The 26,226-nt window shown below is 73.7% G+C and carries 24 protein-coding genes and 1 tRNA gene; 10 read left to right on the top strand and 15 right to left on the bottom strand.

Features of this window, described 5'->3' with window-relative positions:
* Positions 1-165: 165 nt before the first annotated feature.
* The gene (locus ACFQ6N_RS21845) at positions 166-852 is read right to left on the bottom strand and encodes an ABC transporter (RefSeq protein WP_380651369.1); all 687 of its coding nucleotides are present in this window, start codon (positions 850-852) and stop codon (positions 166-168) included.
* On the bottom strand, positions 849-1,763 hold the full coding sequence (locus ACFQ6N_RS21840) for an ATP-binding cassette domain-containing protein (RefSeq protein WP_380651366.1): 915 nt from the start codon (positions 1,761-1,763) through the stop codon (positions 849-851). Before ACFQ6N_RS21840 ends, ACFQ6N_RS21845 begins: the two co-directional genes overlap by 4 nt.
* A gap of 164 nt (positions 1,764-1,927) precedes the next feature.
* Between ACFQ6N_RS21840 and ACFQ6N_RS21835 the strand changes: the two genes are divergently transcribed.
* Together ACFQ6N_RS21835 and ACFQ6N_RS21830 are read left to right on the top strand one after the other, a co-directional pair.
* Positions 1,928-3,247 (top strand): VWA domain-containing protein, encoded by a 1,320-nt coding sequence (locus tag ACFQ6N_RS21835; RefSeq protein ID WP_380651363.1) that lies wholly within the window; start codon positions 1,928-1,930, stop codon positions 3,245-3,247.
* Between the two features lie 2 nt (positions 3,248-3,249).
* Entirely contained in the window at positions 3,250-4,113 is an 864-nt protein-coding gene (locus ACFQ6N_RS21830; RefSeq protein ID WP_380651360.1) for a peptidase, read from the top strand.
* Between the two features lie 113 nt (positions 4,114-4,226).
* Here ACFQ6N_RS21830 and ACFQ6N_RS21825 read toward each other — a convergent pair whose 3' ends face one another.
* From ACFQ6N_RS21825 to ACFQ6N_RS21780, 10 genes are all read right to left on the bottom strand, one after another.
* Positions 4,227-5,846 (bottom strand): DUF2079 domain-containing protein, encoded by a 1,620-nt coding sequence (locus ACFQ6N_RS21825; protein ID WP_380651357.1) that lies wholly within the window; start codon positions 5,844-5,846, stop codon positions 4,227-4,229.
* A gap of 118 nt (positions 5,847-5,964) precedes the next feature.
* Positions 5,965-7,167 (bottom strand): glycosyltransferase 87 family protein, encoded by a 1,203-nt coding sequence (locus tag ACFQ6N_RS21820; protein ID WP_380651354.1) that lies wholly within the window; start codon positions 7,165-7,167, stop codon positions 5,965-5,967.
* A gap of 350 nt (positions 7,168-7,517) precedes the next feature.
* Positions 7,518-7,591, bottom strand: a tRNA-Ala gene (locus ACFQ6N_RS21815).
* Between the two features lie 82 nt (positions 7,592-7,673).
* Positions 7,674-8,738 carry a hypothetical protein gene (locus ACFQ6N_RS21810; RefSeq protein WP_380651351.1) on the bottom strand — a complete coding sequence of 355 codons (1,065 nt, stop codon included), beginning with the start codon at positions 8,736-8,738 and terminating at the stop codon, positions 7,674-7,676.
* A gap of 150 nt (positions 8,739-8,888) precedes the next feature.
* Complete coding sequence (locus tag ACFQ6N_RS21805) at positions 8,889-9,515, bottom strand: GNAT family N-acetyltransferase (RefSeq protein ID WP_380651466.1); 627 nt, start codon at positions 9,513-9,515, stop codon at positions 8,889-8,891.
* Positions 9,512-10,060: a molybdenum cofactor biosynthesis protein B gene (locus ACFQ6N_RS21800; RefSeq protein ID WP_380651348.1), complete on the bottom strand. Its 549-nt coding sequence runs from the start codon at positions 10,058-10,060 to the stop codon at positions 9,512-9,514. Before ACFQ6N_RS21800 ends, ACFQ6N_RS21805 begins: the two co-directional genes overlap by 4 nt.
* Positions 10,057-10,497 (bottom strand): cyclic pyranopterin monophosphate synthase MoaC, encoded by a 441-nt coding sequence (moaC, locus tag ACFQ6N_RS21795; RefSeq protein WP_380651463.1) that lies wholly within the window; start codon positions 10,495-10,497, stop codon positions 10,057-10,059. Before moaC ends, ACFQ6N_RS21800 begins: the two co-directional genes overlap by 4 nt.
* Positions 10,498-10,660: 163 nt before the next feature.
* Positions 10,661-11,998, bottom strand: a complete 1,338-nt coding sequence (gene glp / locus ACFQ6N_RS21790) for a gephyrin-like molybdotransferase Glp (RefSeq protein WP_380651345.1) — start codon at positions 11,996-11,998, stop codon at positions 10,661-10,663.
* A gap of 23 nt (positions 11,999-12,021) precedes the next feature.
* The gene (galU, locus tag ACFQ6N_RS21785) at positions 12,022-12,942 is read right to left on the bottom strand and encodes a UTP--glucose-1-phosphate uridylyltransferase GalU (RefSeq protein WP_380651342.1); all 921 of its coding nucleotides are present in this window, start codon (positions 12,940-12,942) and stop codon (positions 12,022-12,024) included.
* Between the two features lie 51 nt (positions 12,943-12,993).
* Entirely contained in the window at positions 12,994-13,905 is a 912-nt protein-coding gene (locus ACFQ6N_RS21780) for a GGDEF domain-containing protein (RefSeq protein ID WP_380651339.1), read from the bottom strand.
* Positions 13,906-13,966: 61 nt separating this feature from the next.
* Between ACFQ6N_RS21780 and ACFQ6N_RS21775 the strand changes: the two genes are divergently transcribed.
* Positions 13,967-14,542 carry a 5-formyltetrahydrofolate cyclo-ligase gene (locus ACFQ6N_RS21775; RefSeq protein ID WP_380651336.1) on the top strand — a complete coding sequence of 192 codons (576 nt, stop codon included), beginning with the start codon at positions 13,967-13,969 and terminating at the stop codon, positions 14,540-14,542.
* A gap of 93 nt (positions 14,543-14,635) precedes the next feature.
* Here ACFQ6N_RS21775 and ACFQ6N_RS21770 read toward each other — a convergent pair whose 3' ends face one another.
* Positions 14,636-17,350: a penicillin acylase family protein gene (locus ACFQ6N_RS21770; RefSeq protein ID WP_380651334.1), complete on the bottom strand. Its 2,715-nt coding sequence runs from the start codon at positions 17,348-17,350 to the stop codon at positions 14,636-14,638.
* Positions 17,351-17,588: 238 nt separating this feature from the next.
* Between ACFQ6N_RS21770 and ACFQ6N_RS21765 the strand changes: the two genes are divergently transcribed.
* The 5 genes from ACFQ6N_RS21765 (at position 17,589) to mscL (ending at position 22,358) form a co-directional block, all read left to right on the top strand.
* A complete protein-coding gene (locus ACFQ6N_RS21765; protein ID WP_380651331.1) occupies positions 17,589-19,073 on the top strand; it encodes a potassium/proton antiporter in 1,485 nt (494 codons plus the stop codon).
* A 342-nt stretch (positions 19,074-19,415) separates the two neighbouring features.
* Positions 19,416-20,822, top strand: coding sequence for an MFS transporter (locus ACFQ6N_RS21760; protein WP_380651328.1), 1,407 nt, complete (start codon positions 19,416-19,418; stop codon positions 20,820-20,822).
* Between the two features lie 127 nt (positions 20,823-20,949).
* Entirely contained in the window at positions 20,950-21,255 is a 306-nt protein-coding gene (locus ACFQ6N_RS21755; protein ID WP_380651326.1) for an FmdB family zinc ribbon protein, read from the top strand.
* 380 nt (positions 21,256-21,635) lie between these two features.
* Positions 21,636-21,908, top strand: coding sequence for a hypothetical protein (locus ACFQ6N_RS21750; protein ID WP_380651323.1), 273 nt, complete (start codon positions 21,636-21,638; stop codon positions 21,906-21,908).
* A 30-nt stretch (positions 21,909-21,938) separates the two neighbouring features.
* Positions 21,939-22,358 carry a large conductance mechanosensitive channel protein MscL gene (mscL, locus tag ACFQ6N_RS21745; RefSeq protein ID WP_380651321.1) on the top strand — a complete coding sequence of 140 codons (420 nt, stop codon included), beginning with the start codon at positions 21,939-21,941 and terminating at the stop codon, positions 22,356-22,358.
* A 94-nt stretch (positions 22,359-22,452) separates the two neighbouring features.
* Here mscL and ACFQ6N_RS21740 read toward each other — a convergent pair whose 3' ends face one another.
* Both ACFQ6N_RS21740 and ACFQ6N_RS21735 read right to left on the bottom strand, forming a co-directional pair.
* Positions 22,453-22,680, bottom strand: a complete 228-nt coding sequence (locus ACFQ6N_RS21740) for a hypothetical protein (RefSeq protein WP_380651318.1) — start codon at positions 22,678-22,680, stop codon at positions 22,453-22,455.
* A gap of 171 nt (positions 22,681-22,851) precedes the next feature.
* Entirely contained in the window at positions 22,852-23,823 is a 972-nt protein-coding gene (locus ACFQ6N_RS21735; RefSeq protein ID WP_380651315.1) for a sigma-70 family RNA polymerase sigma factor, read from the bottom strand.
* A gap of 423 nt (positions 23,824-24,246) precedes the next feature.
* Here ACFQ6N_RS21735 and ACFQ6N_RS21730 point away from each other — a divergent pair, with 423 nt between their 5' ends.
* Complete coding sequence (locus tag ACFQ6N_RS21730; protein WP_380651312.1) at positions 24,247-25,182, top strand: phosphatase PAP2 family protein; 936 nt, start codon at positions 24,247-24,249, stop codon at positions 25,180-25,182.
* A gap of 42 nt (positions 25,183-25,224) precedes the next feature.
* Positions 25,225-26,163, top strand: coding sequence for a carbon-nitrogen hydrolase family protein (locus ACFQ6N_RS21725; protein WP_380651309.1), 939 nt, complete (start codon positions 25,225-25,227; stop codon positions 26,161-26,163).
* Positions 26,164-26,226 lie beyond the last annotated feature (63 nt).

The raw sequence follows: 26,226 nt of genomic DNA, 5'->3' as shown, positions 1-26,226 counted from the left end.
GGCAGGGTCCGGGTGCCGGTGCGGCGGCGCCCGCGCCCCGTTTCGTCACCCTAACGAGTGTTATCAGGATGTACGGGCTGTTCACTGCGGTGTGTCTGCTATTGCCCGAATCATCCGGCCGCCCCGCTCCGCCCGCTCACCCCGGCTCGCTCACCCCGGCCCCGTTCACTCCGGCCGCCGCCCGGCCAGTGCCGCGGTCGCCGCGCAGCCCGCGGCCAGCAGGGCGACGGCGAGCAGCGGCTCCGCCCACGGCACCGCGACCCGGCCGGTCCTGGCCCCTTCCACCAGCGCCCGCACCGCCGCGTTGGCCGGCGAAGCCGGCACCACCAGCAGCAGCGCGGCCAGCGTCAGCGCGACCGGGATGCCGTACGGCCCGCGGGTCAGCACCGGACGGTCGGCCAGCGCACCCGCCAGCACGCCCAGCAGCGCGCAGACCACCGAGGCCAGCAGCCCCGACAGCAGCGCCGCCCCCGTCCCCGGGTGCCCCGTCGCCCCCGGGTTCGCCACCGTCCCGGCGGTCCACCACACCACCGCCACCTGGCCCGCCGCCAGCACCAGCGAGACCGTCAGCGCCGCCAGCAGCGCGCCCAGGTGGACCCGGGCCGGGCCCGCCGCCGCGACCAGGCAGGCCCGCGAGGCCGGCGGTTCCGCGGCCAGCACGCCGCGGACGTACCAGGCGCTCACCGGCAGCAGCGCGCCCGCGCCGAGGCCGAGGCTGCCCAGCAGCGGGTCGCCCGCCGTGACCCCGACCACCAGCAGCAGCGCGTACGCCAGGAACGGCGGCAGCCAGGTGTGCGAGCGCAGCAGCAGTTCCAGGTGGTACCGCACCAGCGCGGCGATCCGCCCCGTCACCGCTCCCCCACCGCCGTCCCGGGCCCCGTCGGCCCCACCGCCGTCCCGGGCCCCGTCGGCCCCTCCGCCGCCTCCGCGCGCCGCCGCACCGCCAGCACCCGGACGACCGGGCGGCCCAGCAGCAGCCGGCGCAGCAGCGCGTCGGAGTGCGCGGCCGGTACGGTCAGCCGCACCACCGTGCCACCCCTCGCGGCGCGCTCCGGCGCTCCCGGCAGCCGGTCCGGCAGCGGGGCGCCGTCGGGGACGTCCACCTCGATCTCCATCACCGGGCCGCCCCCGGCCGGCGCCTGCGCCGGGTCGTCGACGGGCCGCACCGCACCGTCCGTCCCGACCAGGTACGCGGTGCCGGCGAGCCCGGCCGGCCGGGCCGGGCCGTGGTCGACGAAGAGCACCGTGCCGCCCGCCGCCGCCCGTTCGGCGGCCGCCTCGTCCAGTACCGCCCGGGCCTGCGGGTCCAGCCCGGTCCAGGCCTCGTCCAGCAGCAGCACCCGGGCCTCGGGGAGCAGCGCCTGCACCACCGCGACCTTCTGGCAGGTGCCCTTGGAGAGCCGGCTCAGCGGGGTGCCCGCCCGGTCCGCGATGCCGAACCGGTCCAGCCACTCCCCCACCCGCCGCCGGGCCCGCTCCGCCGACAGCCCGTGCACCCGGCCGACCCGCAGCAGGTAGGTCGCGGCGTCGAAGGGCAGCGCCGGCGGGAAGCGTTCGGGCACGTACGCCACCGCGCCGGGGCGCACCACCCGGCCCGTGCTCGGCCGTTCGATCCCGGCGGCCAGCCGCAGCAGCGTCGACTTCCCGCTTCCGTTGGCCCCGGTGATCCGCGCTAACTCCCCTGGCCCGACGGCCAGATCGACCCCGCGCAGGATCCACCGCCCGCTCCGCCCGTACCGCTTGCCGACCGCCGTCAGCTCCATCGGCCCCCGCCTCCGTCCGTCGGGTACGAAGGCTACTCACCGGCCGTAAGGCCTCCGTGAGCCCGGACTCCTGGTCCGTGCGCCGGAGTTCACGCGGGAGCGGGTCGGCGCACGATCCGGGCTCGTTTCGCCATGGCGAACTGATGATCCCTAGGATCGGCCGGGTGACTACCGGACGACGACCACAGACCAGGCTCGGCAGCCTGCTGGCCGCCCTGGCGATAACGGGAGCATCGCTGCTCCTCGGCCTGCCAGCCCACGCCGACGAACCATCAGCGGGCGCCCCCGCCCCCAAGGAGGCGCCCCGGGTCGACCTGATCCTGGACGTCAGCGGCTCCATGACCGCCACGGACATCCAGGGCAAGAGCCGTATCTCGGTGGCCCAGCAGTCGCTGGGCGAGGTGATCGACGCGCTGCCCGCGGAGACCGAGTTCGGCATCCGCACCCTGGGCGCGACCTACCCCGGCAACGACAAGAACCTCGGCTGCCAGGACACCAAGCAGCTCTTCCCGGTCGGCAAGACCAACAAGGTGGAGGCCAAGACCGCCGTCGCCACCCTGCGGCCCACCGGCTGGACCCCGATCGGCCTGGCCCTGCGCGGCGCGGCCCAGGACCTCGGCAAGGGCGAGACCACCCGCCGGGTGGTGCTGATCACCGACGGCGAGGACACCTGCACCCCGCCCGACCCCTGCGACGTCGCCCGCGAGCTCGCCTCCCAGGGCATCCACCTGGTGGTCGACACCCTCGGCCTGGCCCACGACGACAAGACCCGCCAGCAGCTGCTCTGCATCGCCAACGCGACCGGCGGCACCTACACCGACGTGCGCACCCAGGAGCAGCTCACCGACAAGGTGAAGCAGCTGGTCGACCGCTCCAACGACACCTACACGGTGACCCCGGTCAAGACCTCCGGCACCGACAAGTGCGAGAGCGCCCCGGTGCTCGCCCCGGGTGTCTACACCGACCGCGAGAAGTTCTCCGAGCACCGCGTCTACAAGGTCCCGGTCAAGTCCGGCCAGGAGCTGCGGGCCTCGGTCAGCGTCGGGCTCGACCGCCCGGTGGCCCGGGACTACGGCGTCCTGCTGCAGGCCACCAGCGCGGCCGGCCAGGAGTTGGTGCGCGGCACCGACGCCGGCAGCAGCCGCACCGACGTGATCTCCACCGGCCTGCGCTGGTCCACCGCCGACTCCAAGGGCTACGTCACCACGAGCCCGACCGCCTCGTCGAAGGACAAGCCGGACACCACCGTCTGCCTGGTCGTCAGCAACTCGCTGGCACCGCAGGCCGGCGTCCAGGCCGACCCCGGCCTGCCGCTGGAGCTGACCGTGGACCTGGCCTCCTCCTCGCCCGCCCCCGAGGGCGCCGCGATGGGCCTCGGCCGCGGCTGGATCCTGCTGCTCACCCTCACCCTGGCGGGCCTGCTCTTCGGCCTGCTGTTCGGCTGGATCGCGCGTTGGCGGATCTCCGTCTGGCGGGAGAACTGACCATGCGTACGACGATCCGCGGCGCCCTCGCCGCCCTCGCCCTGCTGCCCGCCCTCGCCCTGGGCGCCCCGGCCGCCTCGGCCGCGCCGTCCCCCTCGGCCACCGCGAGCGGCACTCCGGCCCCGGCCACCAAGGCCGGCACCTCGTTCCTGACCGCGGTCAACCTCTCCCCCGGCCAGGACGCCAACGTCGCCGCCTCCACCGGCGACTACCTGTACTGGGCGTTCGGCGCCTCCGAGGGCCAGACCCCGACGGTCACCCTGACCGTCAACCTGGCCCCCGCGACGGACCGGCACGGCCCGCAGACCTGGTCGGTCGAGGTCTTCGACGGGCTGCGCCGCCGCCAGGCCTGCACCGCCGGCACCCAGAACACCACCGCCGACCAGAGCGCCACGTCCCTCACGCTGGACTGCACCCTGCGCGAGGTCCGCACCTGGGCCGAGCCGTGGTCCGGCGACCCGCTGCCCGGCACGTACTACGTGCGGCTGTCGGTGACCGACGTCCCGCAGCCGGACCTCGGCCTGGCCTCCTCCGTCCGGCTGCACGTCGCCGCCAAGGGCGACGCCGACAACGCCCAGCCGGAGGGCGGGGAGCTGAAGGCCCCGCTGGTCCCGCCGGCCGGCGGCGGCGCGAGCACGGCCAAGGCCGCCGCCCCGGTGGCGGCCGAGGACCACTGGTACTCCGGCTGGTTCTCGGGCTGGAACAGCCGCTGGTACTGGACGATCGGCGGCGGCTTCCTGGCCGCGCTGGCGGGCGTCCTCGGCTACAACCTGACCCGGCACCCGCACGGCCGCCGGCCCGGCCGCTACGGCGCCGTCCCGCCCCAGGGCTCGCACCAGAGCGGCTCCTACGCCGACCGCCCCTGACCCGCACAGCGCGAGCCCCGCACAGCCCGAGGGCCGGCCGGAGACCTCTCCGGCCGGCCCTCGGCACGTCCGGCCCGGCCCGCAGGTCGGCGGGCGTCAGCCCCGGAACAGCGTCAGCCCCGGAACAGGTTGTGCCCCACGTCGGACGGGACCTTGTCCTGGACCGGCTTGCTGCCCGGCCCCGGCACGTGCTCGCCGGGAACGGGCTCGTCGCCCTCCCGGTGCAGCAGGACCACGCCGTCCTCGGCCCAGAGCTGCCGGTACCCGTGGTCCAGCAGCAGCCGGATCCGCTCGGCCTGCTCGGTGTCCGCGGCGAACGGGAAGGACCGCTTGTCGGCCCTGGTGAGCACGTACTCGCGCCCGCGCGGCGTGCCGTCCACCAGCACCACGTCGGTCCGGGCGGTCAGCCGCGGCGCGATCTGGTTGTCCGCCTCGACGGAGGCGCCGTCCGGGATCAGCGCGGCCGCCCGGACCAGCGCGGCCTCGCTCGGCTTGGCCGTCCAGGAGGACGGTACGGCCAGTTGCAGCAGCCCGATCGGCACGGCGGCCACCAGGGCGATGCCGGCCGCGCCGAGGCCCAGCAGCCGGGCCCGCCGGACGGTCCGCTCGGGCCGTTCGGTGGCGCTCAGCCGGCCGAGCACCTCGACGGCGGCGGTGAGCAGGATCGGCCAGAGCAGCGAGTCGTAGTGCCGGGCGATCGACCAGTGGTTGGGGTTGCTGGACAGGATCCGCTCGGCCAGCAGCGGCAGCGCGCACAGCACGGTGGCGGAGCGCAGCGGCAGCAGCAGCGTGGTGCCGAACAGCCAGAGCAGCAGCAGCGGCTTGAGCGGCTGGTCGAAGGCCGTCCGCACCAGCAGGAACGGGTCGTGCAGCAGGTTGCGCAGCGCGTCGCCGCCGTCGGTGCCGAGGGCGTCGTAGTTCCAGTAGTAGCCGGGTTCGCCGCCCATCGCCGGTATCAGCCAGGTGATCGCGACCGCCGCGGCGACCGGCCCGCCCAGCAGCAGCCCGAGGCCGGTCCGGCGGCCTGCCCGGTCCGGTGTGCGGCGGGTGCGCAGCAGCAGCACCAGCCCGTACGCCCCGACCATCAGGCCGAGGTCCTCCTTGGTGCAGCAGAGCAGCACGGCGGCGAGCACCACCGTGCCGTACCGGCGCGCCAGTCCGCGTTCCAGCATCAGCAGGGTGAGCGGCACCGCGAAGGCGACCTCGTGGAACCCGACCCGGGCGGCGACCAGCAGCGGCCAGCCGAGCGCGTAGACCAGGCCGGCCACGTCGGCGGCCCGCCGGGCGGTGCGCGGCGGGGCGGCGGCGAAGGCGTGCGCGGTGATCCGCCGGATCAGCGGCACCCCGGCCGCGAACAGCAGCGACTGCCCGATGATCAGCGAGCGCGGGTCGTCCCAGATCCAGTACAGCGGCGCGAGCAGCGCCAGGACCGGCGAGAAGTGGTCGCCCAGCAGCGAGAAGCCGGGCGGGAACTCGTGGTGGTAGCTCTTCAGCGACGAGACCGGCAGCCCGAAGTGGGCGTAGCCGCGCACGCCCTGGTCGAAGATGCCGAGGTCGAAGCCGCCGAGCGACACCGAGGTCCAGCCCTGGAGGCCGATGGCGCACATCACCGCGAAGCAGAGCGCGGTGAGCAGCGCGGTGCGCCGGGCCGGGCCGTGCAGCAGGGCCGCGGCCGCCTTCCGGGCGGCCGGCGCGGCGGCGGGCGGCGACGGGGGTGCGGTCTGGGTGGTCACGTCAGGTCTGATCCGTCCGGTCTGGGTCCGTCGGGTCGGGGTCCGTCGGGTCGGGTCGGGTTGGTCGGGGCCGGGCCGGTGCGAGCCGGTGCGGGCCGGGTCGGTCGGGTTCGGCCGGTCAGGGCTGGTTCGTCAGCTCGGGATCGCGGTCGAACCTGGCGGACAGCAGCGCCCACGCCCCGCCGCCGGTCCCCTCGGCCTCCCGCCGCCGGGCGCGGTACACCCGCACCCCGAGGACGACCAGGACGGCGATCCCGATCGGCGGGTAGATCGCGCCGGGCAGCTGCCAGTACCAGTCGACCCCGCGGCCCCACCGGTGCGGCACCGTCCACATGATGTGGGAGAGGAACACCACGAGGGTCACGCCGAGCAGGACCCGCCGCGCCCTGGTGCGGGCCTCGACCACCAGCAGGGCGATCAGCGGGATGCACCAGACCCAGTGGTGGGTCCAGCTGATCGGCGAGACCAGCAGGGCGGTGAACGCGGCGCAGACCGCGCCCCAGGCGTCGGCCCGGCGCAGCACCCGGGCGGAGCGCCCGGCCAGCACCGCCACCCCGAGCCCGAAGGCGCCGACCAGCGCGGAGGCGGCCAGCCCGACCAGGCCGGGGTCGTTGACGTCGAGCAGCCGGCAGACGGCGCCGCGCAGCGACTGGTTGTCCACCAGGACGGTCACGCCGACCCGGCTCGGGTCCCACAGGTACGTGGTCCAGAACCCGTACGAGGCGTCGGGCAGCAGGGCCCAGCCGATCAGGCCCGCCGCCAGGAAGGTGCCGGCCGAGACCAGCGCGGCCCGGACCCGGCCGGTCAGGAACAGGTAGACGGCGAACAGGCCCGGGGTGATCTTGATGGCGGTGGCCAGGCCGATGCCCACCCCCTTGAACCGGTTGCGGTCCGAGCGGGTCAGGTCCCACAGGACCAGGCAGAGGATGCCGAGGTTGACCTGGCCGTACTGGAAGGTGGTGAACACCGGCTCCAGCCAGACGCCCAGGCCGGTCGCCAGGATCACCACGGCCGCGCGGTGCTGCTTCGGCCACCCGGCCAGCTTCAGCGACAGGTGCACGGCCACGGCGAGCAGCGCGTAGTTGAGGAGCATCACCAGGACGCGCAGGGTGCTCACGTCGAACCAGGTGCTCGGCACGAAGAGCATCGCGGCGAACGGCGGGTAGGTGGCCGGCAGGTCCCAGCCGGGCAGCCGCATCGCGTACAGGTCCTGGCCGTTCACGACGGCCTGGCCCTCCGCCCGGTAGACCAGCATGTCGACCATGGTGGCGCCGTGGGTGTGCCGGAAGAAGGCGAACACCGCCAGTGACACCGCCGCCACGCAGGCCGCCGGGAGGGTCCAGGAGTTCGGTCTTCCGGAGGCCGGGGTTCCGTCGGGTTCGTCCGGGCCGGACCGCCGCACCCACCGTGTCAGACCGAACTCGCGCACCGCGATGGCACCCCGTTGAGATAGACCAGATCGTTCCGTCGTCAGCGTCTGGGCCCACCCACCATAACCGACCCCCCTGAGGCCGAATCCGGGTCAGAAAGCGCCTGGGGAAAGGTGTTGTGACCTCGGTCACGAACGGGTCCGGAGCGGCCCGCGGCCGGCCGGTGCCGCAAAACGCGAAATCCCGCCGGGAGTTGCCTCCCGGCGGGATTCGGTGGACCGGCCGGAGCCGTTCCGTTGGGTGGAGCTGAGGGGATTCGAACCCCTGACCCCCTCGATGCGAACGAGGTGCGCTACCGGACTGCGCCACAGCCCCAACGAGATGAAACTCTAGCACCTTTCGGAGGGGGTCCGTGACCACCCCCCGGGACGCGGTGCTGGTCGGGGGGCGGTCCCGGTCACTCGTTCGCCGCGCGGGGGCGGGACTCGGATGCCTGGGGTTCGGCGTACTGGTCGAAGAGCGGGGTGTTGCGGGACTCGGCGGGGCGGCCCGCGGTCCAGGTGCCGGGGGCCGTCAGGTCGAGGCCCCGGGAGACCCGGGGGGCGACCGGCGCGGTGACGTAGGTCGGCAGCGGGACGGGCACCGGCTCCCAGGAGTCCGGGCCGGCCGCACCGCGTTCGCGCATGCCGTCGACCCACTCCTCGTGCTCGGTCGCCTCGGCCACCGCGGAGGCCGAGGGCACCGGGGCGGCGGGGCGCACCGGTGCGGTGGAGCGCGCCGGCCCGGCGGCCCGGTCGGGGTCGGTGGCCAGCCGCAGGTGCGGACGGCGTCCGGCCCGCCCCGGGGCGGGGGCGGCCGGGGCCGGCTCCGCCTCGACGGGGGCCTCGGCCTCGGCCGGGGCGGGCGCCGGGGCGGCGGCGCGCTGCCGCTCGCGCTTGCGCAGCCGCTCGGCCGCCTGGGCGGCCCGGACGCGGTCCAGCTTCACCTCGTACCGCTGGCGCTCCAGCTTGCGCAGGTGGCCGATGTACAGGGTGAGGAGGACCGCCGGGACGGCCGGGACCCAGAGGAAGGCCAGTCCGGCCACCGCCGCCACCACCGCGCCGAGCGCGAAGGAGAGGAAGAGGGCGGTGACCATCCGGCGCCGGCGGGCCAGCAGTCGGGCCCGGCGTTCGGCGCCGGCCCGCTCCGCGGGGGGCGCGGGCGCCGCGGCGGCCGGGGCCGGCCGTTCGTCCGGGCGCTCCGCCGGGGGTTCGGGCTCCCGGGCGACGGGGTCGCCGGAGTCGGCCGCGTCCCGTCGGGGAGGGCCGTCGTCGCTGTTCTCGTCGTCACGCGCTTCGTCGCTCAGGGCCCGGGCTGCCCGCCGCTCCATCGCCGATCGCCCGGCCAGCAGGCGGATGGCGGTGCTGAAGCGTTCGGTGGGGCGCGCCTCGTTGAGTTCGTCCTGCCTGCGGAGCCACATCGGCACCAGATAGGCGGCCCAGGCCCCTACGATGACGGCGTAGATAAGGCCGCTACTGCTCACGATTCACACCGTACGGGCGGCGGGGAAGGCCCGGCAGCAATTTGGCGCGGCGTGTCGTGTGATCAAGCTGATTCTCTGACTATTTTGCCGCTATTTGTGACGGTCCGCCATCGGCCCGATGCCATATCGATACTTCTTTCGAACATATATTCAATTACTTGCTTCACGGCCTGAACTGAGTGCGCGCCAGCGCTCCAGCATCCCCTCCGGGACCTCCTCGTCGGTCAGCGCGTAGACGAGGTGGTCCCGCCAGTCGCCGTCGATGTGGAGATAGCGCGGGCGGATTCCCTCCGAGCGGAAGCCGAGCTTTTCCACCACGCGCCGGCTCGGGACGTTCTCCGGGCGGATGCAGACCTCGATCCGGTGCAGCCCGAGCGTGCGGAAGCAGTAGTTCACCGAAAGCGCCACGGCGGTCGGGATGATGCCCTGGCCCGCCACCGCCTCGTCGACCCAGTAGCCGATGTTCGCCGAGCACATCGAGCCCCAGGTGATCCCGCCGACGGTCAACTGGCCCACCAGCCGGCCCTTGTGGACCACCACGAAGGGCAGCATCCGGCCCGCCGAGGCCTCGCCGCGCAGGAAGCGGACCATCTGCCGGTACGACGGGCGCGGGCCGACGGCCTGGCCGGCCGGGCCGGGCGGCACGGTGGCCTCCCACCGCCGCAGCCAGTCCCGGTTGCGGCGGCTCACCTCCTGCCAGTCGCGCTGGTCGCGCGCCCGGATCGGGCGCAGCACGACCTCCCCCTCGTGGAGTTCTACCGGCCAGCCGGCGTTCAGTGCGCTCTCCCGGATTCTGGGGCCCCGGAGGCCGGATCCCCGGGCGCCGGGGCGTCGGGCCGGGGGTGGTCCCCGCCGCCGAGCTGGTCGACGGCGTGGGCGAGCAGCGGCTCCAGGACGGCCAGGCCGTCCTTGACGCCGCCGGTCGAACCCGGCAGGTTGACGATCAGGGTACGTCCGGCGAGCCCGGCCAGCCCGCGGGAGAGCGCCGAGGTCGGCACCTTCTCCCGGCCGTACGCACGGATGGCCTCGGCGATGCCGGGGACCTGGCGGTCGATCACCCTGGCGGTCATCTCGGGGGTGAGGTCCATCGGCGAGATTCCGGTACCGCCGGTGGTCAGCACGACGTCGTAGCCGGCCGCGACGGCCTCGCGCAGGACGGCCTCCACCGGCTCGCCGTCCGGGACGACCCGGGGGCCGTCGGCGGTGAAGCCCATCGCGGTCAGGCCGGCCACCAGCAGCGGTCCGCCGCGGTCCTCGTAGACCCCGGCCGAGGCCCGGTTGGAGACGGTGACGGCCAGGGCCCGCCCGGCGCCCGCCCTCACGCGTCCACCTCCGGCGCGAACCAGTCGCCGCTCTTGCCGCCGGTCTTGCCGAGCACCCGGACGGCCTCGATGCTGGCGCCCTTGTCCACGGCCTTGACCATGTCGATCACGGTCAGCCCGGCCACCGCGACGGCGGTCAGCGCCTCCATCTCGACGCCGGTACGGTCGGCGGTCCGTACGGTGGCGGTGATCTCGACCGCGTCGTCCGCGACGGCGAGGTCGACCTTGACGCCGGAGACGGCGATCGGGTGGCAGAGCGGGATCAGCTCCGGGGTCTTCTTGGCGCCCATGATCCCGGCGATCCGGGCCACGGCGAGGGCGTCGCCCTTGGGCACGCCCTCGCCGCGCAGCAGCTCGACCACCCTCGGGGAGACCCTCACCCGGCCGGCCGCGACGGCGGTGCGCACGGTGGCGGCCTTCTCGGAGACGTCGACCATCCGGGCCGCGCCCTGGTCGTCGACGTGGGTGAGGCGGTCGCCGGGGGGAGGTGTCGTCACGGGTAACTCCAGGGGCGCGCAGGTCGAAGTACCGCGCTACCGTACAGCGCTGTGCCGCGCCCGCCCGCCTCCGGGCGTCCGGGCCCGTGTCGGAGTCCGGCCCTCAGGAGCCGAGCAGCACCACGTCCACCTCGCTGCCGGCGGGCAGCTCGGTGACGTCCTCGGGGACGGTGATCAGGCAGTCGGCCCGGGCCAGTGCGCCGACCAGGTGCGATTCGGAGCCGCCGACCGGCTCGACCGTGCCGTCGGCCGCCGAGTAGCGGCCGCGCAGGAACTGCCGGCGGCCGGCCGGGGAGCGCAGCGCGGCCGGGCAGTGCGCGCGGACGACCGGGCGGTGCACGTCGGCGGCGCCGAGCATGGTGCGGATGACCGGGCGGACGAAGAGCTCGAAGGAGATGTAGGCGCTCACCGGGTTGCCTGGCAGGGCGAGCAGCGGCACCCCGTCCGCGCCGCCGATCCGGCCGAAGCCCTGCGGCTTGCCGGGCTGCATCCGCAGCTTGCGGAAGTCCACCCCGCCGTAGGTCTCGAAGACCTCCTTGACCACGTCGTACGCGCCGACGCTGACCCCGCCGCTGGTGACGATCAGGTCGGCCCGGCCGAGCTGGTCCTCCAGGACGGCCCGCAGCCGGTCCGCCTCGTCCGGGACGGCGCCGACCCGGAAGGCGATGGCGCCGGCCGCCTGGGCGGCGGCGGTGAGGGTGAAGCTGTTGGAGTCGGAGATCTGCCCGGGGCCGACCCGCTCGCCGGGCTGGACCAGCTCGCTGCCGGTGGACAGCACCACGACCCGCGGGCGCGGGCGGACCCGGACGGTGGCCCGGCCGATCGCGGCGAGCAGGCCGAGCTGGGCGGGGCCGAGCCGGGTGCCGGCGTCCAGGACCCTGGTGCCGGCCGCGACGTCGCTGCCGCGGCGGCGGATGTGCGCGCCCTCGGCGACCGGGCGCAGGACGCGGACCTCCTCGTCCGGGACCGGCGCGGTCATCGCGGCGGCGGCGACCCCGGTACCGGTGCCGCCGTCGGTCCACTCCACCGGGGCGACGGCCCGGGCGCCGGGCGGGAGGGGGGCGCCGGTCATGATCCGGGCGGCCTGGCCGGGGCCGACCCTGGGCAGGTCGTCCGCGCCGGCGGCGATGTCGCCGACCACCGAGAGCACCGAGGGGTAGTCGTCGGTGGCGCCCGAGGTGTCGGCGGTACGGACCGCGTAGCCGTCCATCGAGCTGTTGTCGAAGGGCGGCAGGTCGCCGTCGGCGACCACGTCCTCGGCGAGCCGGCAGCCCTGGGCGTCGAGCAGCTGGAGCTCGATCGCGGGCAGCGGGCCGACGGCGGCGAGCACGTCGGCGAGGTGCTCGTCCACCGTCCAGAGGCGGGGGGCCGCCGGTGCCGGGTCCGTTCCGGCGTCGCAGCAGGCTGCGTGCGTGGTGCTGTGCTCGGTGGACCCGGTCATCGGCGGTTCGCTCCCTGTCGTGGTCAGTCCTGCATCTCGGAACCGACGAACTCCCGCAGCCAGGCGCGGAACTCCGGGCCCAGGTCGTCGCGCTCGGCGGCCAGACGGACGATAGCGCGCAGGTAGTCGGCGCGGTCGCCGGTGTCGTAGCGGCGGCCCTTGAAGAGCACGCCGTGCACCTGGCCGCCGTCCGCCGGCTCGCGGGTGGTGAGCTCGCGCAGGGCGTCGGTGAGCTGGATCTCGCCGCCGCGGCCGGGCGGGGTCTCCCGCAGCACGTCGAAGACCAGCGGGTCGAGGACGTAGCGGCCGATGACGGCGTAGTTCGACGGGGCCTCGCCGGGCTCCGGCTTCTCGACCAGGTCGGTCACCTGGAAGACGTCCTCGCCGAAGCCGTTGGCCTTGACGGCGGCGCAGCCGTAGAGGTGGATCTGGGAGGGGTCGACCTCCATGAGGGCGACGACCGAGCCGCCGAGCTCCTGCTGGACCTCGATCATCCGGGAGAGCAGCGGGTCGCGCGGGTCGATCAGGTCGTCGCCGAGCAGGACCGCGAAGGGCTGGCCGGCGACGTGCTGCTCGGCGACCGAGACGGCGTGGCCGAGGCCCTTCGGGTCGCCCTGGCGGACGTAGTGCATGTTCGCCAGCTCGACGGACTCGCGGACCCGGGCCAGGCGCTGCGCGTCGCCCTTGCGGGCCAGCAGCTCCTCCAGCTCGTAGGCGCGGTCGAAGTGGTCCTCCAGCGCGCGCTTGTTGCGGCCGGTGACCATCAGTATGTCGGAGAGGCCCGCGGAGGAGGCCTCCTCGACGACGTACTGGATCGCCGGCTTGTCGACGACCGGCAGCATCTCCTTCGGGGTCGCCTTGGTCGCCGGGAGGAAGCGGGTGCCCAGGCCGGCCGCGGGCACCACGGCCTTGGTCACCGGAACTCGGGAGTTGGTCGTCGTCATGCGTTTACCTTACTCAGGCACGTTTTCGCCCGGCCGAGCGCGGTCGGACGGCTAGGACAGCACGTCGCGGGGCACGGCCACAGAGGCTGGCGTATGGGAAGGGACCGGCTGGGCGAGGGGGTCCCCACCGGCACAGGGCGAAAGACTACCCGGGTTTTCCGAACGGTCACGTTCGGCAGTCGGGCCGTAATCCGTACCGGAAGTGACCGTCGTGCAAAGCCCGGTGGCGATCCGGTCGGGGTGGCGTGGCGAAATCCGCCAGCAGTCGCCGCCCGCCGCCCGGGCCTCGGCGAGCGCCGCGTCGGCGGCGCGCAGCAGGACGGCCGCGTGGACGCCGTCCTCGGGCAGGACCGCGATGCCGGCGGCGGCGGTGAGGCCGTTGCCGTGGACGGGGCGGGGCTCGCGCGTCCCGGAGGACCAGTCGAGCAGCAGGTGGCGGCGGACCGACCAGACCAGCCGCTCGGCGACCTGCGCGGCGCCCTCGGCGCCGGTGTCGGGCAGCACCACCAGGAAGTCCTCACCGCTGTAGCGGCCGAGGGTGTCGGCCCGGCGGATCTCCATCGCGAGGCGCTGGGCGAGGTCGCGCAGTATCGCGTCGGCCCGGCCGCGGCCGTGCTCGGCGATCACCGCGTCGAAGCCGGCGATCGCCAGCATCAGCACGGCGAGCGGGCGGGGGCCGTCGGCCTGGTCGGCGTGCTCGGCGCGGCGGGCCCGTTCGATCTCCCGGTCCAGGGTGAGCTGGAGGTGGCGGTAGTTCCACACGCCGGTGAGCGGGTCGCAGGAGGCGGTGCGCTCCAGCTCGGCGCAGCGGGCCTCCAGCTCGCTGATCCGGGCCCGCTGCCGCTCCGCCCCGGCGGCGGCCCCCGCCCGGTCCCGCCGTACCCGCAGTCCGAGGACGGTGGCGCCGGCCAGCGCGGGGGCGGTCAGTGCGGCCAGTGCGTGGACCAGCAGCGGGGTGGACAATCAGGGCGCCCTTTCGCGTGGCAGGCTCTGCCGTCGACGGTCTGGAGACGTGGAGGATCCGGTGCACAACGAGAAGAGCGACCTGAGGACACGGCTGTTGACGGAGCGCCGCGCGCTCCCCGCCGAGGGGCGCGCGGCGGCGGCGCTCGCGCTGGCCGGGCACGCCGGGGAGCTGGCCGGTCCGGGCGCCACCGTGGCCGCGTACGTCTCGGTGGGCGCCGAGCCCGGGACCGGGCCGCTGCTGGACGCGCTGCGGGCGCGCGGGGTCCGGGTCCTGCTGCCGGTGCTGCTGCCGGACAACGACCTGGACTGGGCCGAGTACGCGGGGCCCGGGGAGCTGGCCCCGGCCGGGCGCGGGCTGCTGGAGCCGGTCGGGCCGCGGCTCGGGCCGGAGGCGGTGACCCGGGCCTCGGTGGTGCTGCTGCCGGGCCTGGCGGTCGACCCCGGCGGGCTGCGGCTCGGCCGGGGCGGCGGCAGCTACGACCGGGTGCTGGCGCGGCTGGGCCGGGCGGGCGTCCGGCCGGTGCTGGCGGTGCTGCTGTACGAGCACGAGGTGCTGGACCGGGTGCCGGCCGAACCGCACGACCGGCCGGTGGACCTGGCGGTCACCCCCTCGGGCGTCCGGCAGCTCGGCTGAGCCCGGCGGCGAGCCCCGAGGCCCGAGGCCCCGACAACGAACGGCGGCCCCGCTCCCTGGTGGGAGCGGGGCCGCCGTGGTGTCGCGCGGGCGTCAGCCGGCGGTGAGCACCAGCTTGTGCTTGGTGGCCTTCTCGACCGCGTCCGGGCTGAACGCCCAGGTGAGCAGCTTGCCCTTGAGCCAGAGGTCGGTCTGGTCGTTGTAGTTGGCGTGGAAGGCGTGCCCGGAGGCGCCGCCGACGTTGACCCAGCGCGAGGAGTCCAGGTCGTTCAGGTCGACGACCATCCGCATCGACGGGATCCAGTCCACCTGGTAGCCGGCCGCCGCGTTCCAGCCCGCCGCGTCGACCGCCGCCGAGCCGCCGGAGAGCCGGTACGGGCCGCGGTTGAGCAGCTTGTGGAGCACTCCGGAGGCGATCGAGGACTCGTCGGTGCCGAGGGTCTGCTCCTTCAGCTCCAGCTTGTGCAGGCGGCCCCAGCTCCAGGTGGAGACGTCCTTGCTGAGCAGCGAGGTCAGCTCCTGGCGGGCGTTCTTCATCGCTTCCTTGAGCAGGTTGTCCAGGCCCTTCTGCTCCTTGTGCTGGTCGTCGATGTAGGTCCACCACGAGCTGTCGGGCTTCTCCAGCTGCTGGCGGACCACCTCGGTCCAGCGGTCGCCGCCGTCCGGCTGGGCCTTGCCCGGGTCGCGGGTGCCGCACACGGTGGCGATCTTGGTGGTGCTGTCCGGCTTGGTCGGGTCGTCCTGCTGGCGGACCAGCAGGCAGTTGTCCTTGGCCCGCAGGTCGGCCGGGAACTTCTGGCCGAAGGCGAGGGTGAGCAGCTGGCGCCAGACGCCGTTGTAGTAGGCGGCGGCGGCCGAGTCGGCGTCCTGGTGGTAGTTCCAGTCCTTGAGCAGGTCCTGGGCCTCGCGCACGTACGGATCGTCGATCTGCTGCTTGAGCAGCAGCGGGACCAGCGTCTTGGCCATCACGTTGGTGTTGTCCAGCTGGAGGGTCTGCATGTCGTCCGGCGAGATCTTGCCGTTGTTCTTGAGCAGGCCGTCGAGCTGGTCGGTGATCTCCTTGGCGCGGGTGCCGTACTCCCAGTCCTTGGTCAGGGTGTACTTGTAGCTCGGGTCCACCACGGCCTGGTTGGCGGTGACGATGTAGCCGACGGAGGGGTCGAGGCTCCACGGCAGCGCGTTGAAGGGGATCGGGTCCTTCCACTGGTACGCGGAGTCCCAGCCCAGCGCGGGGTAGGTGCCGTCGCCCTTGCCGCGGACCGGGATGGTGCCGGGGGCCTGGTAGCCGATGTGCTTGGCGTCGGCGTAGATCAGGTTCTGCGCGGGGACGGTGAAGTCCTTGGCGGCGGCGCGGAACTCGTCCCAGTTCTTGGCCTTGTCCAGCTCGAAGACGGCGTCCATGGTCTTGCCGGGGCTGAGCGCCGTCCACTGGAGGGCGACGCCGTAGCCGCCGGTGCCGCGGTCGGGGGCGGAGGTGCCGTTGGGGGCGTACTTGCCGACGTTCTGCTGCTCGCTGCTCTGGTCGGAGATGAGCGGGGCGCCGGTCTGGGTGGTGCGGACGGTGATGGTGCGGTCGTCCCCGCCGGCGACCTTGATGGTCTCCTTGCGGAGGTCGAACTTCACGTCCTTGCCGTCGACCTGGTAGGTGTCCGGGCCGGTGACCTTCTCCAGGAAGAGGTCGGTCACGTCGGCGCCGAGGTTGGTGAAGCCCCAGGCGATGTCCTTGTTGTGGCCGATCACCACGCCGGGCATGCCCGCGAAGGTGAAGCCGGAGACGTCGAACTGGCAGGCCGGGGAGGACGTCCGGCAGTGCAGGCCCATCTGGTACCAGACCGAGGGCAGGCCGGGGCCGAGGTGCGGGTCGTTGGCCAGCAGCGGCTTGCCGGTGGTGGTGTGGGTGCCCGCGACGACCCAGGAGTTGGAGCCGATGCCCTGGCCGGGGCGGCCGAGCATCTGCGGCATCGAGTCGATCCGGTCGGTGAGGCCCTGCAGCAGCGCCTTGGTGGTGGCCGCGCCCTGGGCGGTGGCGGTGCCGGTGGCGCCGGACTGCGGGGAGCCGTCGGCGGGACGGTAGTTGTCGCCGTTCACGGTGCCGGTCTTCACGATGGTGCCGTTGCGGGCGTACGGGTAGTCCGGGTACAGCTCGGCGATCTTGTCCGGGCCGAAGTCCTGGGCCAGCAGCGAGCGGTCGACCTCCTCCTGGAGGTTCCCGGAGAGGTTCCAGGCCATCGCCTTGAGCCAGGCCACCGAGTCGACGGGGCTCCACTGCTCGGGCGTGTAGCCGCTGTTGGCGACGCCGAGCAGGGAGAACTCCAGTGAGGCCTTCGCGCCGCCGGGGTGCTCGGCGAGCCAGGCGTTCACACCGTCCGCGTAGGCCTGGAGGTACTTCTTGGTCTCCGGCGCCAGCTTGGTGTCGTACTCCTTCTGCGCCACCTGCCGCCAGCCCATGGTGCGGATGAAGGTGTCGGTGTCGACCTGGCTGTCGCCGAACATCTCGGAGAGCCGGCCGGCCGTGATGTGCCGCCGGACGTCCATCTCCCAGAAACGGTCCTGCGCCTGGACGTAGCCCTGGGCGCGGAACAGGTCCTCGGAGGTGTCGGCGTACAGCTGCGGGATGCCGTTGGCGTCCCGCTTGACGTCGACCGGCGCGCTCAGGCCCGCCACCTTGACGCTTCCGTCGACCTCCGGGAAGGACGCGCGGACCGCGGTGACCCCGCGGTAGCCGCCGTAGCCGACGCCGGCCACCAGCAGCACGACCAGCACGATCACGAACAGACGGGCGCGCCGGAACTTCTTCGAGCGGGGCATCTGGGTCCTTGCGGTCCTGACTTCGGGGCGGACGGGCGTGTCCAGGGCCTGCGGCCGTGACAGGGAACCACATTAGGCCGAGTCGGCCGGGCACCGTGAACGGGGGACCAAGCTAAAGATATGGCAAAATGTTAGACTGCGTAACGATCCGCAAGGGGAGCATTGACGCTTCCTTAACGGGTCGGCCCCACAGCACCACCAGACACCCCGTCCGTTTGCCTGCCCGAGGTGCCCCTGCGTGAACGTCGTCCACCTGAACCAGCTCCTTCTCGAAGCCTCCGTGATCCTGCTGTTCGCGGTGGTCGCCGTCCGGATCTCGACCCGATCAGGGCTGCCCAGCCTGCTGATCTATCTCGGGATCGGCGTGGCACTGGGCCAGGACGGGATCGGCTTCACCTTCAACAACGCCGAGCTCACCCAGGTGATCGGCTACGCGGCACTCGTGGTCATCCTGGCCGAGGGCGGCCTCAAGACCAGCTGGCGCGAGATCAAGCCGGTCGTACCGGCCGCCACCGTGCTCGCCACCCTCGGCGTCGGCGTCAGCGTCTTCGCCACGGCGGCCGGCGCGCACTGGCTGGTCGGCCTGGACTGGCGGACCTCCCTGCTGCTCGGCGCGATAGTCTCCTCGACCGACGCGGCGGCCGTCTTCTCGGTCCTGCGGATGGTCCCGCTGCCGCACCGGCTCACCGGCCTGCTGGAGGCCGAGTCCGGCTTCAACGACGCGCCCGTGGTCATCCTGGTCGTCGCCTTCGCCACCACCGGGGAGCTGGACTCCTGGTACGTCATGATCGGCACGATCGTCGCCGAACTGGCGATCGGTGCCGCGATCGGCTTCGCCGTCGGCAAGCTCGGCGCCTTCGGGATCAAGCACGTCGCCCTGCCGTCCTCGGGCCTCTACCCGATCGCCGTGATGGCGCTCACCGTGCTCGCCTACGCGGGCGGCGCGCTGCTGCACGGCTCCGGCTTCCTCGCTGTCTACATCTGCGCGGTAATCCTCGGGAACTCCAAGCTGCCGCACGGGCCCGCCGTCCGCGGCTTCGCCGACGGGCTGGCGTGGATCGGCCAGATCGGCATGTTCGTCCTGCTCGGACTGCTCTGCACGCCCGCGACCATGGGCTCCGCCGTGGTGCCCGCGCTGGTGATCGGCGCCGTGCTGGTCTTCCTGGCCCGGCCGCTGTCGGTGATCGTCTCGCTGACCCCGTTCAAGGTGCCGGCCCGCGAGCAGGCCCTGCTGAGCTGGGCCGGACTGCGCGGGGCGGTGCCCATCGTGCTGGCCACCATCCCGGTGGTGTCGGGCGCGCACAAGGCCGAGGACGTGTTCAACATCGTCTTCATCCTGGTCGTCGTCTTCACCCTGCTCCAGGGGCCGACCCTGCCGTGGGTCGCCAAGCGGCTGCGGATCGGCGACGGCGCGATGGGCCAGGACCTCGGCATCGAGTCCGCCCCGCTGGAGAAGCTGCACGGGCACCTGCTCTCGGTCGCACTCTCCCCCACCTCCCGGATGTCCGGCGTGGAGGTCAGCGAACTGCGGCTGCCCAAGGGGGCGGCGGTCACCCTGGTCGTGCGCGAGGGCAGCTCCTTCGTACCGGACAAGGCGACGGTGCTGCGCGGCGGCGACGAGCTGCTGGTGGTCACCACGGACGAGGTCAGCGAGGCCGCGGAGCGACGGCTGCGGGCCGTCGACCGGAACGGCAAGCTCGCGGGGTGGCTGAACGGGCGGTGAGCCCGGGGGGCGGCGCTCCCGGGGTGCTCCCGGGGTGATCCGGGGGCGCTCCCAGGGTGATCCCCGGGTGCTCCCGGGGCGCCCGGGAGGGGTGGGCTGGCGGTATCTACGCGCGTAACTGTATGCTGGTACGACCACGCCGTATAACTACCGTTAGACCACCACCAGCATCTGCCTGACGCAGAGTTGGCGCGACCGCTCGGCGGCCGCGGTTCGGCCCCCGGCAATCCCACCGGGCCGGGACCCGGTATCTACCCCGGTCGACGCGCGAGAGGACGACTCTCGGCGCCGTCGGGGCCACACCATGCCCTGCCGCGCTACCAGGCAGCAGGAAGGACGACCGTGACGGCCCGCCGAACGGTCGACAGCGCCACGGACACCACCGCGGCCACCAGCGCAGCCCAGGCCCCCGCCCGCGTCGGGTACGGCGAACTGCTGCGCACCCCCGGAGCCTGGACCTTCCTGGCCCCCGCCCTCGTCGCGCGACTGCCCTACGCGATGCTCAGCATGGGCATCCTGCTGCTCGTCACCCAGACCCACGGCTCGTACGGCACCGCCGGTACGGTCACCGCCGTCGCCGCCGTCGCCCAAGCCCTGATCGGTCCGCAGACCGGGCGGCTGGCCGACCGGTACGGGCAGGCCTCCGTACTCGTCCCCACCGTCCTGGTCCACGCGGCCTCCGTCGCCGCACTGATCACGCTGGCCCTCGGGCACGCGCCGGCCTGGAGCCTGTTCCTGGCCGCCGTCCCGGCCGGGGCGAGCGTGCCGCAGGTCGGCGCGATGGTCCGGGCCCGCTGGGTCGCCCGGTTCACCGCCGACGGCCCGTCCGAGGCCTCGGCCGCCCGGGTGAGCACCGCGTTCGCCTTCGAGTCCGTGACGGACGAGTTCACCTTCGTGATCGGCCCGATCCTGGCCTCCGGCATCGCCGCACTCGCCAACCCGGCGACCGCGCTGGTCGCCGAGGCCGCGCTGACCCTCGTCGGCGGCCTGGCCTTCGCCGCGCAGCGGCGCACCGCCCCCGCCCGGATCGTGCCGCAGCCCGGCACGAAGCGCGCCTCGGCCCTCGCCTCCCCCGGCGTCCGGCTGCTGGCCGGGACCTTCCTCGGGGTCGGCGCCGTGTTCGGCGGCATGCAGGTCTCGGTGAACGCCTTCGCCGACTCGGTCGGGCAGCACTCCGCCGGCGGCACCGTCTACGGGATCTTCGCGGGCGGCTCCATGCTGGCCGGCGTGCTGTACGGCGTGATCGCCTGGCGGCGGCCCGTCCAGCAGCGGATGCTGTTCAGCTACGGGCTGCTGGTGCTGGGCTGCTCCACGCTGTGGGCGATGCCGAACCTGGTCGCGCTCACCCTCGCCGGACTGGTCTGCGGCCTGGCCATCGCACCGACCCTGATCAGCGGCTACACCCTGGTCGAGACGCTGGTCGCGGACGGCGCCAAGACGGAGGCCTTCACCTGGCTGACCGGGGCCATCGGGCTGGGGCTCGCGGTCGGCTCGATGGCGGCCGGGAAGCTGATCGACGGGCACGGACCGTCGACCGGGTTCCTGGTGCCGGTGGTCGGCGCCGGGCTGGGGCTGCTCACGCTGCTCTCGCTGCGGCACCTGCTGGTGGCGCCGGCTTCCGGTTCGGCTTCGGGTTCGGCTTCCGGCTCTGGTTCGGGTTCGGGTTCCGGCCAGGACTCGGGGCGTGTCGTCGCGGGCTCGGCGGAGCGCGGGGGCAGCGCACAGCTGGTGGGCGCGGCCAAGGGCTGAGCGGGCGACGGTCCGATGGCCGGGTCCGGTCGCATCTCACACCGGAGTCGCTGGACTGATCCAGCGGAATACCGCATCATTGACCATCGTTAGCACTCATCAGGCGAGAGTGCCAGGAGGAAGACAAGTGCCCACGTACCAGTACCAGTGCACCGAGTGCGGCAACGGCCTGGAGGCGGTGCAGAAGTTCACCGACGAGGCGCTGACCACGTGCCCCGACTGCCAGGGACGGCTCCGCAAGGTCTTCTCGGCCGTGGGTGTCGTGTTCAAGGGTTCCGGTTTCTACCGGACCGACAGCCGCTCCTCCTCCAGCAGCTCGGTGGGCTCGGGGTCGTCGTCGACCTCCTCGACGCCGTCCACGCCGTCCGCCGCTCCGTCCGCTTCGGGCAGCGGCTCCTCGACGCCGTCCAGCCCGGCTCCGGCCGCGAGCTGACCCGGGCGCGAACCGGCCCGGCACCAGTCGGCCCGGGCGCCCAGCAGTCTTCGGAAAGGCCCGTCGGCCCCGCTCGATGCGGGGGCGGCGGGCCTTTCCGCATACCCCCGGCCGGCTTTCGCCGTACGGCCGCCCGCCATGCGGCACCGTCACCGCCGTCACCGCCGTCGTCGTCACCCGTCACTGCCGCCGTCACCACTGTCGCCGTCACCTTGGGCAGGGCGGATTGACTCGTACGGGTGTACGAAGTTATCCACAGGGGCGGGGTTGTCCACAGGCTGGGGGAACCGGCTTTCCGGAGCCGTGCGAAGCGCGCATCGTGTGGGTCGTCAGCCGGTCCGGCGAGAGGGCCGGCCGCTCGATCCTTCGGAGGTGCGTCGATGACGACCGTGAGCTTCTCCGTCCCGCTGCCCGCGCCCACCGTGCCGCCCCGGCAGGAGGTGCCGAGCTTCCCGCCGATCCGGCGCGGCTGCGGCGGGTGGCACCGCTGGCGCAGCGCCGTGCGGCGGCGGGCCGGGGTGCCCGCACTGGTGCTGCTCGCGGTGGCGGCCGCGCTCGCGTCCGGGCCCGCACGGGCCGGGCTCCCGCCGCCCGACGGGGGCGCCTTGGGCCGGACGGGTTGTCAATCCGGGCCTGCGGAAGATCACCCGTAACCGGCGCACGACTTCGTCGTTCGAGGCGGCATGAAGGGCTTCAAGGAATTCCTGCTGCGCGGAAATGTCGTCGAACTCGCCGTCGCCGTGGTCATCGGTGCGGCTTTCACCAGCATCGTCAACGCCTTCGTCAAGGGCGTGATCAATCCGATCGTCGGCGTATTCGGGACGAAGGACCTGGCGTCCTACAGTTCCTGCCTCAAGGGGCCCTGCGAGATGAGCCCGACCGGTGAGGTCACGTCCGGAATCCTCATCCTGTGGGGGTCGGTGCTCAGTGCCGCCCTCCAGTTCCTGATCACCGCGGCCGTCGTCTACTTCGTCCTGATCATCCCGATGAACAGGATGGCGGCCCGCCGCAAGTCCCCCGCCGAGGTGGCGGCGGAGGCCGAAGCCAAGGAGGTCCAACTGCTGACCGAGATCCGCGACGCGCTGGTCACGCCGCAGCGCTGACGCACCGGACGGTTCCCGCGTCCCCGTACGTCTTCGCTCGTCCTAGCCCGCCTTCGTCCGTCCTCGTCTGTCCTCGTCCGCCCTCGTCCGTCCCTCAGCCGCCGTGGTGCGGCGGGCGCTGGCTCAGGTACCAGTCCAGCCCCCGCCCACCGCTCTCCCCCGCGCCGGAGCGCTCGTTCCAGCCGGCGTCGGTGTCGTCCCGGGACTGCTGGTCCAGCGGGTCCCGGAAGACCAGCCGGGCCTTGGCCACGGGCTTCTCCTGCGGCTCCTGCTCCCCGGCGTGCCCCGCGGTCTCGGCCGGTCCCTGTCCCTGCTCGCTCACCCTGTCCACTCCGTCCGTCCGTCTCGTCCTGCTCACCGCGTCCTGTCCCTCCAGCCTAAGAGCCCCGGGGCACGCCTCGGGCCCTGGTGCGGAGCGCTCCGCACCAGGGCCCGGGTGGGGCCAGGCAGACCCGCCGGGCGGCCGACACGCCGCCGTCGGGGGTCGGGCCGGTCAGGCGGCCTCGAAGCCCGCGTGGTCGGCGATCTTCTTCAGCTCGGCCAGCGCGTGCTTCTCGATCTGGCGGATCCGCTCACGGGTGAGGCCGTGCTGCTTGCCCACCTCGGTGAGGGTGCGCTCGCGGCCGTCCTCCATCCCGTAGCGGGACCGGATGATCGAGGCCGTGCGGTCGTCCAACCGCCCGATCAGGCCGTCCAGCTCCTCGCGGCGGAGCATGACCATCACGGCGTCCTCGGGGGACGTCGCCCCGGTGTCCTCCACCAGGTCGCCGAACTGGGTCTCGCCCTCGTCGTCGACCGACATGTTGAGGCTGACCGGGTCCCGTGCCCAGTCCAGCACGTCCTTGATCCGGGCCTCGGTGGTGTCCAACTCGGCCGCGATCTCGGCCGGCTCGGGCTCGCGGCCCAGCTCCTTGGACTTCTCGCGCTGCACCCGCCGGATCCGCCCCAGCTCCTCCACCAGGTGCACGGGCAGCCGGATGGTGCGGGACTGGTCGGCGATGGACCGGGTGATCGCCTGTCGGATCCACCACGTCGCGTAGGTGGAGAACTTGAAGCCCTTGGCGTAGTCGAACTTCTCGACGGCGCGGACCAGGCCCGCGTTGCCCTCCTGGATGAGGTCCAGCAGCGGGAGCCCGCTGCGCGGGTACCGGCGGGCGACCGCCACGACCAGCCGGAGGTTGGACCGGATGAAGACGTCCTTGGCGCGCTCGGCGTCGGCGGCTATCGCCTCCAGTTCCTCGCGCGTGACACCGTCGGGGAGTTCGCCCTCCTCCAGCAGGTGCTGGGCGTACACACCGGCCTCGATCCGCAGCGAGAGCTCGACCTCTTCGGCGGCATCGAGCAGGGGTGTCCTGGCGATCTCGTCGAGGTACATGCCGACCAGGTCACGGTCGGCCTCGAAGTTGGTCGGGCGGGCCGCGCGAGTCCGGTCGGCCCTGTCGCGAACGACGGCACGGGTGGCCATGCTTGCTCCCTTTGCTGGTGTTGCCGAGGTCTGCCTGCCTGCCCCGAGGCAAGAAGTGCGGGCCCCTGGGGGCTCACACGTAACGATCCAACGAACAGAATCCGGACAACATTCCCAAGTCACTCCGATTCTTCCCCGTGATGCAGTATCCTGCCGGTTTTCACCCCGACTTTGGACGCTCGGTGACCACTCGGGCACGTCCGGTGTCCCGTCGCGACCGTTCCGGGGCTGGTTTTCTTCACTTGCCCCTCACGCGGCCGTCGCCTACTCGTTGAACCCGCGAACGACCGTGCGCGTTCCCGTGCGCCCCCCGGTTTCCGCCCGCGCCCGCGCCCCGGCGCACGCAGGACCTCCTCACAAACGATGCCGAATCGCTATCGCTCCGGCTCCTGATCCGCGCAACGCACTGGGAAGGTGTCAGCCATGCACCTGACCAACAGCACGACCTCTGTCACTGCGCGTCACCACAGCCTCCTCCGGGACGCCGCGGTCGCGCTGGGCTGTGCCGCGCTGTTCGGGCTCCTCGCCACCCTGGTCACGGGCCACTGGCGCCCGCTGGCCCGCTTCGACCAGGAGTGGATCGGCGAACTGCACACCTACGCCCGGGGGCACCGGATCTGGACCGCCTCGGTGCAGACGCTCTCCGACATCGGCGGCACCGTCACGATGCGCACGCTCCTCGGCATCGCGGCCTGCTGGCTCTGGCTGATCGGCGCCCGGGTCCTGGCCGGCTGGGCGGCCGCCCAGGCCCTGGTCGGCTGGGGAGCCCAGTGGGCGCTGAAACTGGCCTTCGACCGTCGGCGGCCCGGCTTCTCCGACCCGGTCTCGCACGCCGGCGGCCCCGCGTTCCCGTCCGGCCACGCCATGGCCTCGGCGATCACCTGCGCCGTCCTGGTCGGCCTGCTCTGGTACCGGGTCCGCCGCCGCGGCCGGACCGCCGCCTGCGCGGTGGCGGCGGCGACGGTCCTGACCATCGGCTGGACCAGGGTCGCGCTCGGTGTGCACTGGCCCAGCGATGTCCTGGCCGGCTGGCTGGCCGCCGGGGTCGTGCTGGGGACCGTGACCACCGCGATAGAGCTGTGGCGCCCCGGCGCCCTGGCCCGGGACGTACGGCGGGTCAACTGGCGTACCAGGCCCCGGGTCCAGCGGGTCATCGTGCCCTCCGTCCGGCCGCCCCGCGACGTCGGCCCGCCGGACGGGGAGGCGGTCGGCGACGGCCCGGTCGGCGAGGCACCGGGCGGTGACGGCCGGGTCGGCGAGGGGCCGGGCGGGGCGTTCCTGGACGGCCGCACCCCCGGCCGGGCTCCCCGCCGCACCTCCGGCCGCACCGCCGACAGACCGGACGAGAGCATTCGTTGAGGCCCCGTCACCGGTCCGGGGCCGTCCGCTAGCGTGACGGCCGTGCCCACCGAACCCACGCCCGCCACCGCCGGCACCCCTGCCACCGCCGCCGCCACCATCACCGCCTCCGCCTCCGCCTCCGCCTCCCCGGCCACCGCCGGGTACCCCGCGCGTCCGCTGCGGATCGCCACCGTCCAGGCCCAGGCCGTGGCCGGCGACGTGCCCGCCAACGCCGCCCGGGCCGCCGAACTGGTCCGCGAGGCCGCCGGGGCCGGCGCCCGCCTGGTGCTGTTCGCGGAGAAGTTCCTCTCCGGCTACGAGCCCGAGCTGATCCGTACCGATCCGCTCAGGTACGCGGTCCGGCCCGACGACCCGCGCCTCGACCCGATAGCCGAGGCCTGCCGCGAGACCGGCACCGCCGCCGTGGTCGGCGCCGCCGTCCAGGACGGTGCCGACCTGCGGGTGTCCGCCCTGGTCCTCGGTCCGGACGGCGGCTTCGTCACCCGCTACGACAAGCAGCACCTGTTCAAGTCCGAACGCGACTACTACCGCCCCGGGACGGCCGGTTGCACCCTGGAGCTGGACGGCTGGCGACTCGGCCTGGGCGTCTGCTACGACTCCGGCTTCCCCGAGCACGCCCGTGCCGCCGCGCTGGACGGCTGCCACGCCTACCTGGTCGGCGCGCTGTTCAGCCGGGGCCACGGCCACCACGAGTCCCGCACCTGGTTCCCCGCCCGCGCGCTCGACAACACCCTCTACACGGTGCTCGCCAACCACATCGGCCACACCGGCGGCTGGCACACCTGCGGCGGCAGCGCGGTCTGGGGCCCGGACGGCCGCCTGATCGCCGAGGCGGGCGAGGACCGGAGTGAGGTCGTCGTCGTCGACCTCGATCCGGCCTTCCTGCGCACCACCCGTGAGACCGAGACCCTCCTCGCCGACCTCGCCCTGGGCACCGCCCTCCCGCCCGCGCCCCGCTCCCGGTTCCGGCTGGCCTGAATCCCGGACCCGCCGGACCGGGCCCGCCCGCTGCGGGCGACCCCCGCAAAACCCGCAGCCCCC

Origin of the sequence: Kitasatospora sp. NPDC056446, from assembly GCF_042796115.1 — a bacterium.
In the GTDB taxonomy this organism is placed as follows: Bacteria; Actinomycetota; Actinomycetes; order Streptomycetales; family Streptomycetaceae; genus Kitasatospora.
Note: the sequence above shows the minus strand (reverse complement) of the source record. Positions and strands in the feature narration are given on the sequence as shown.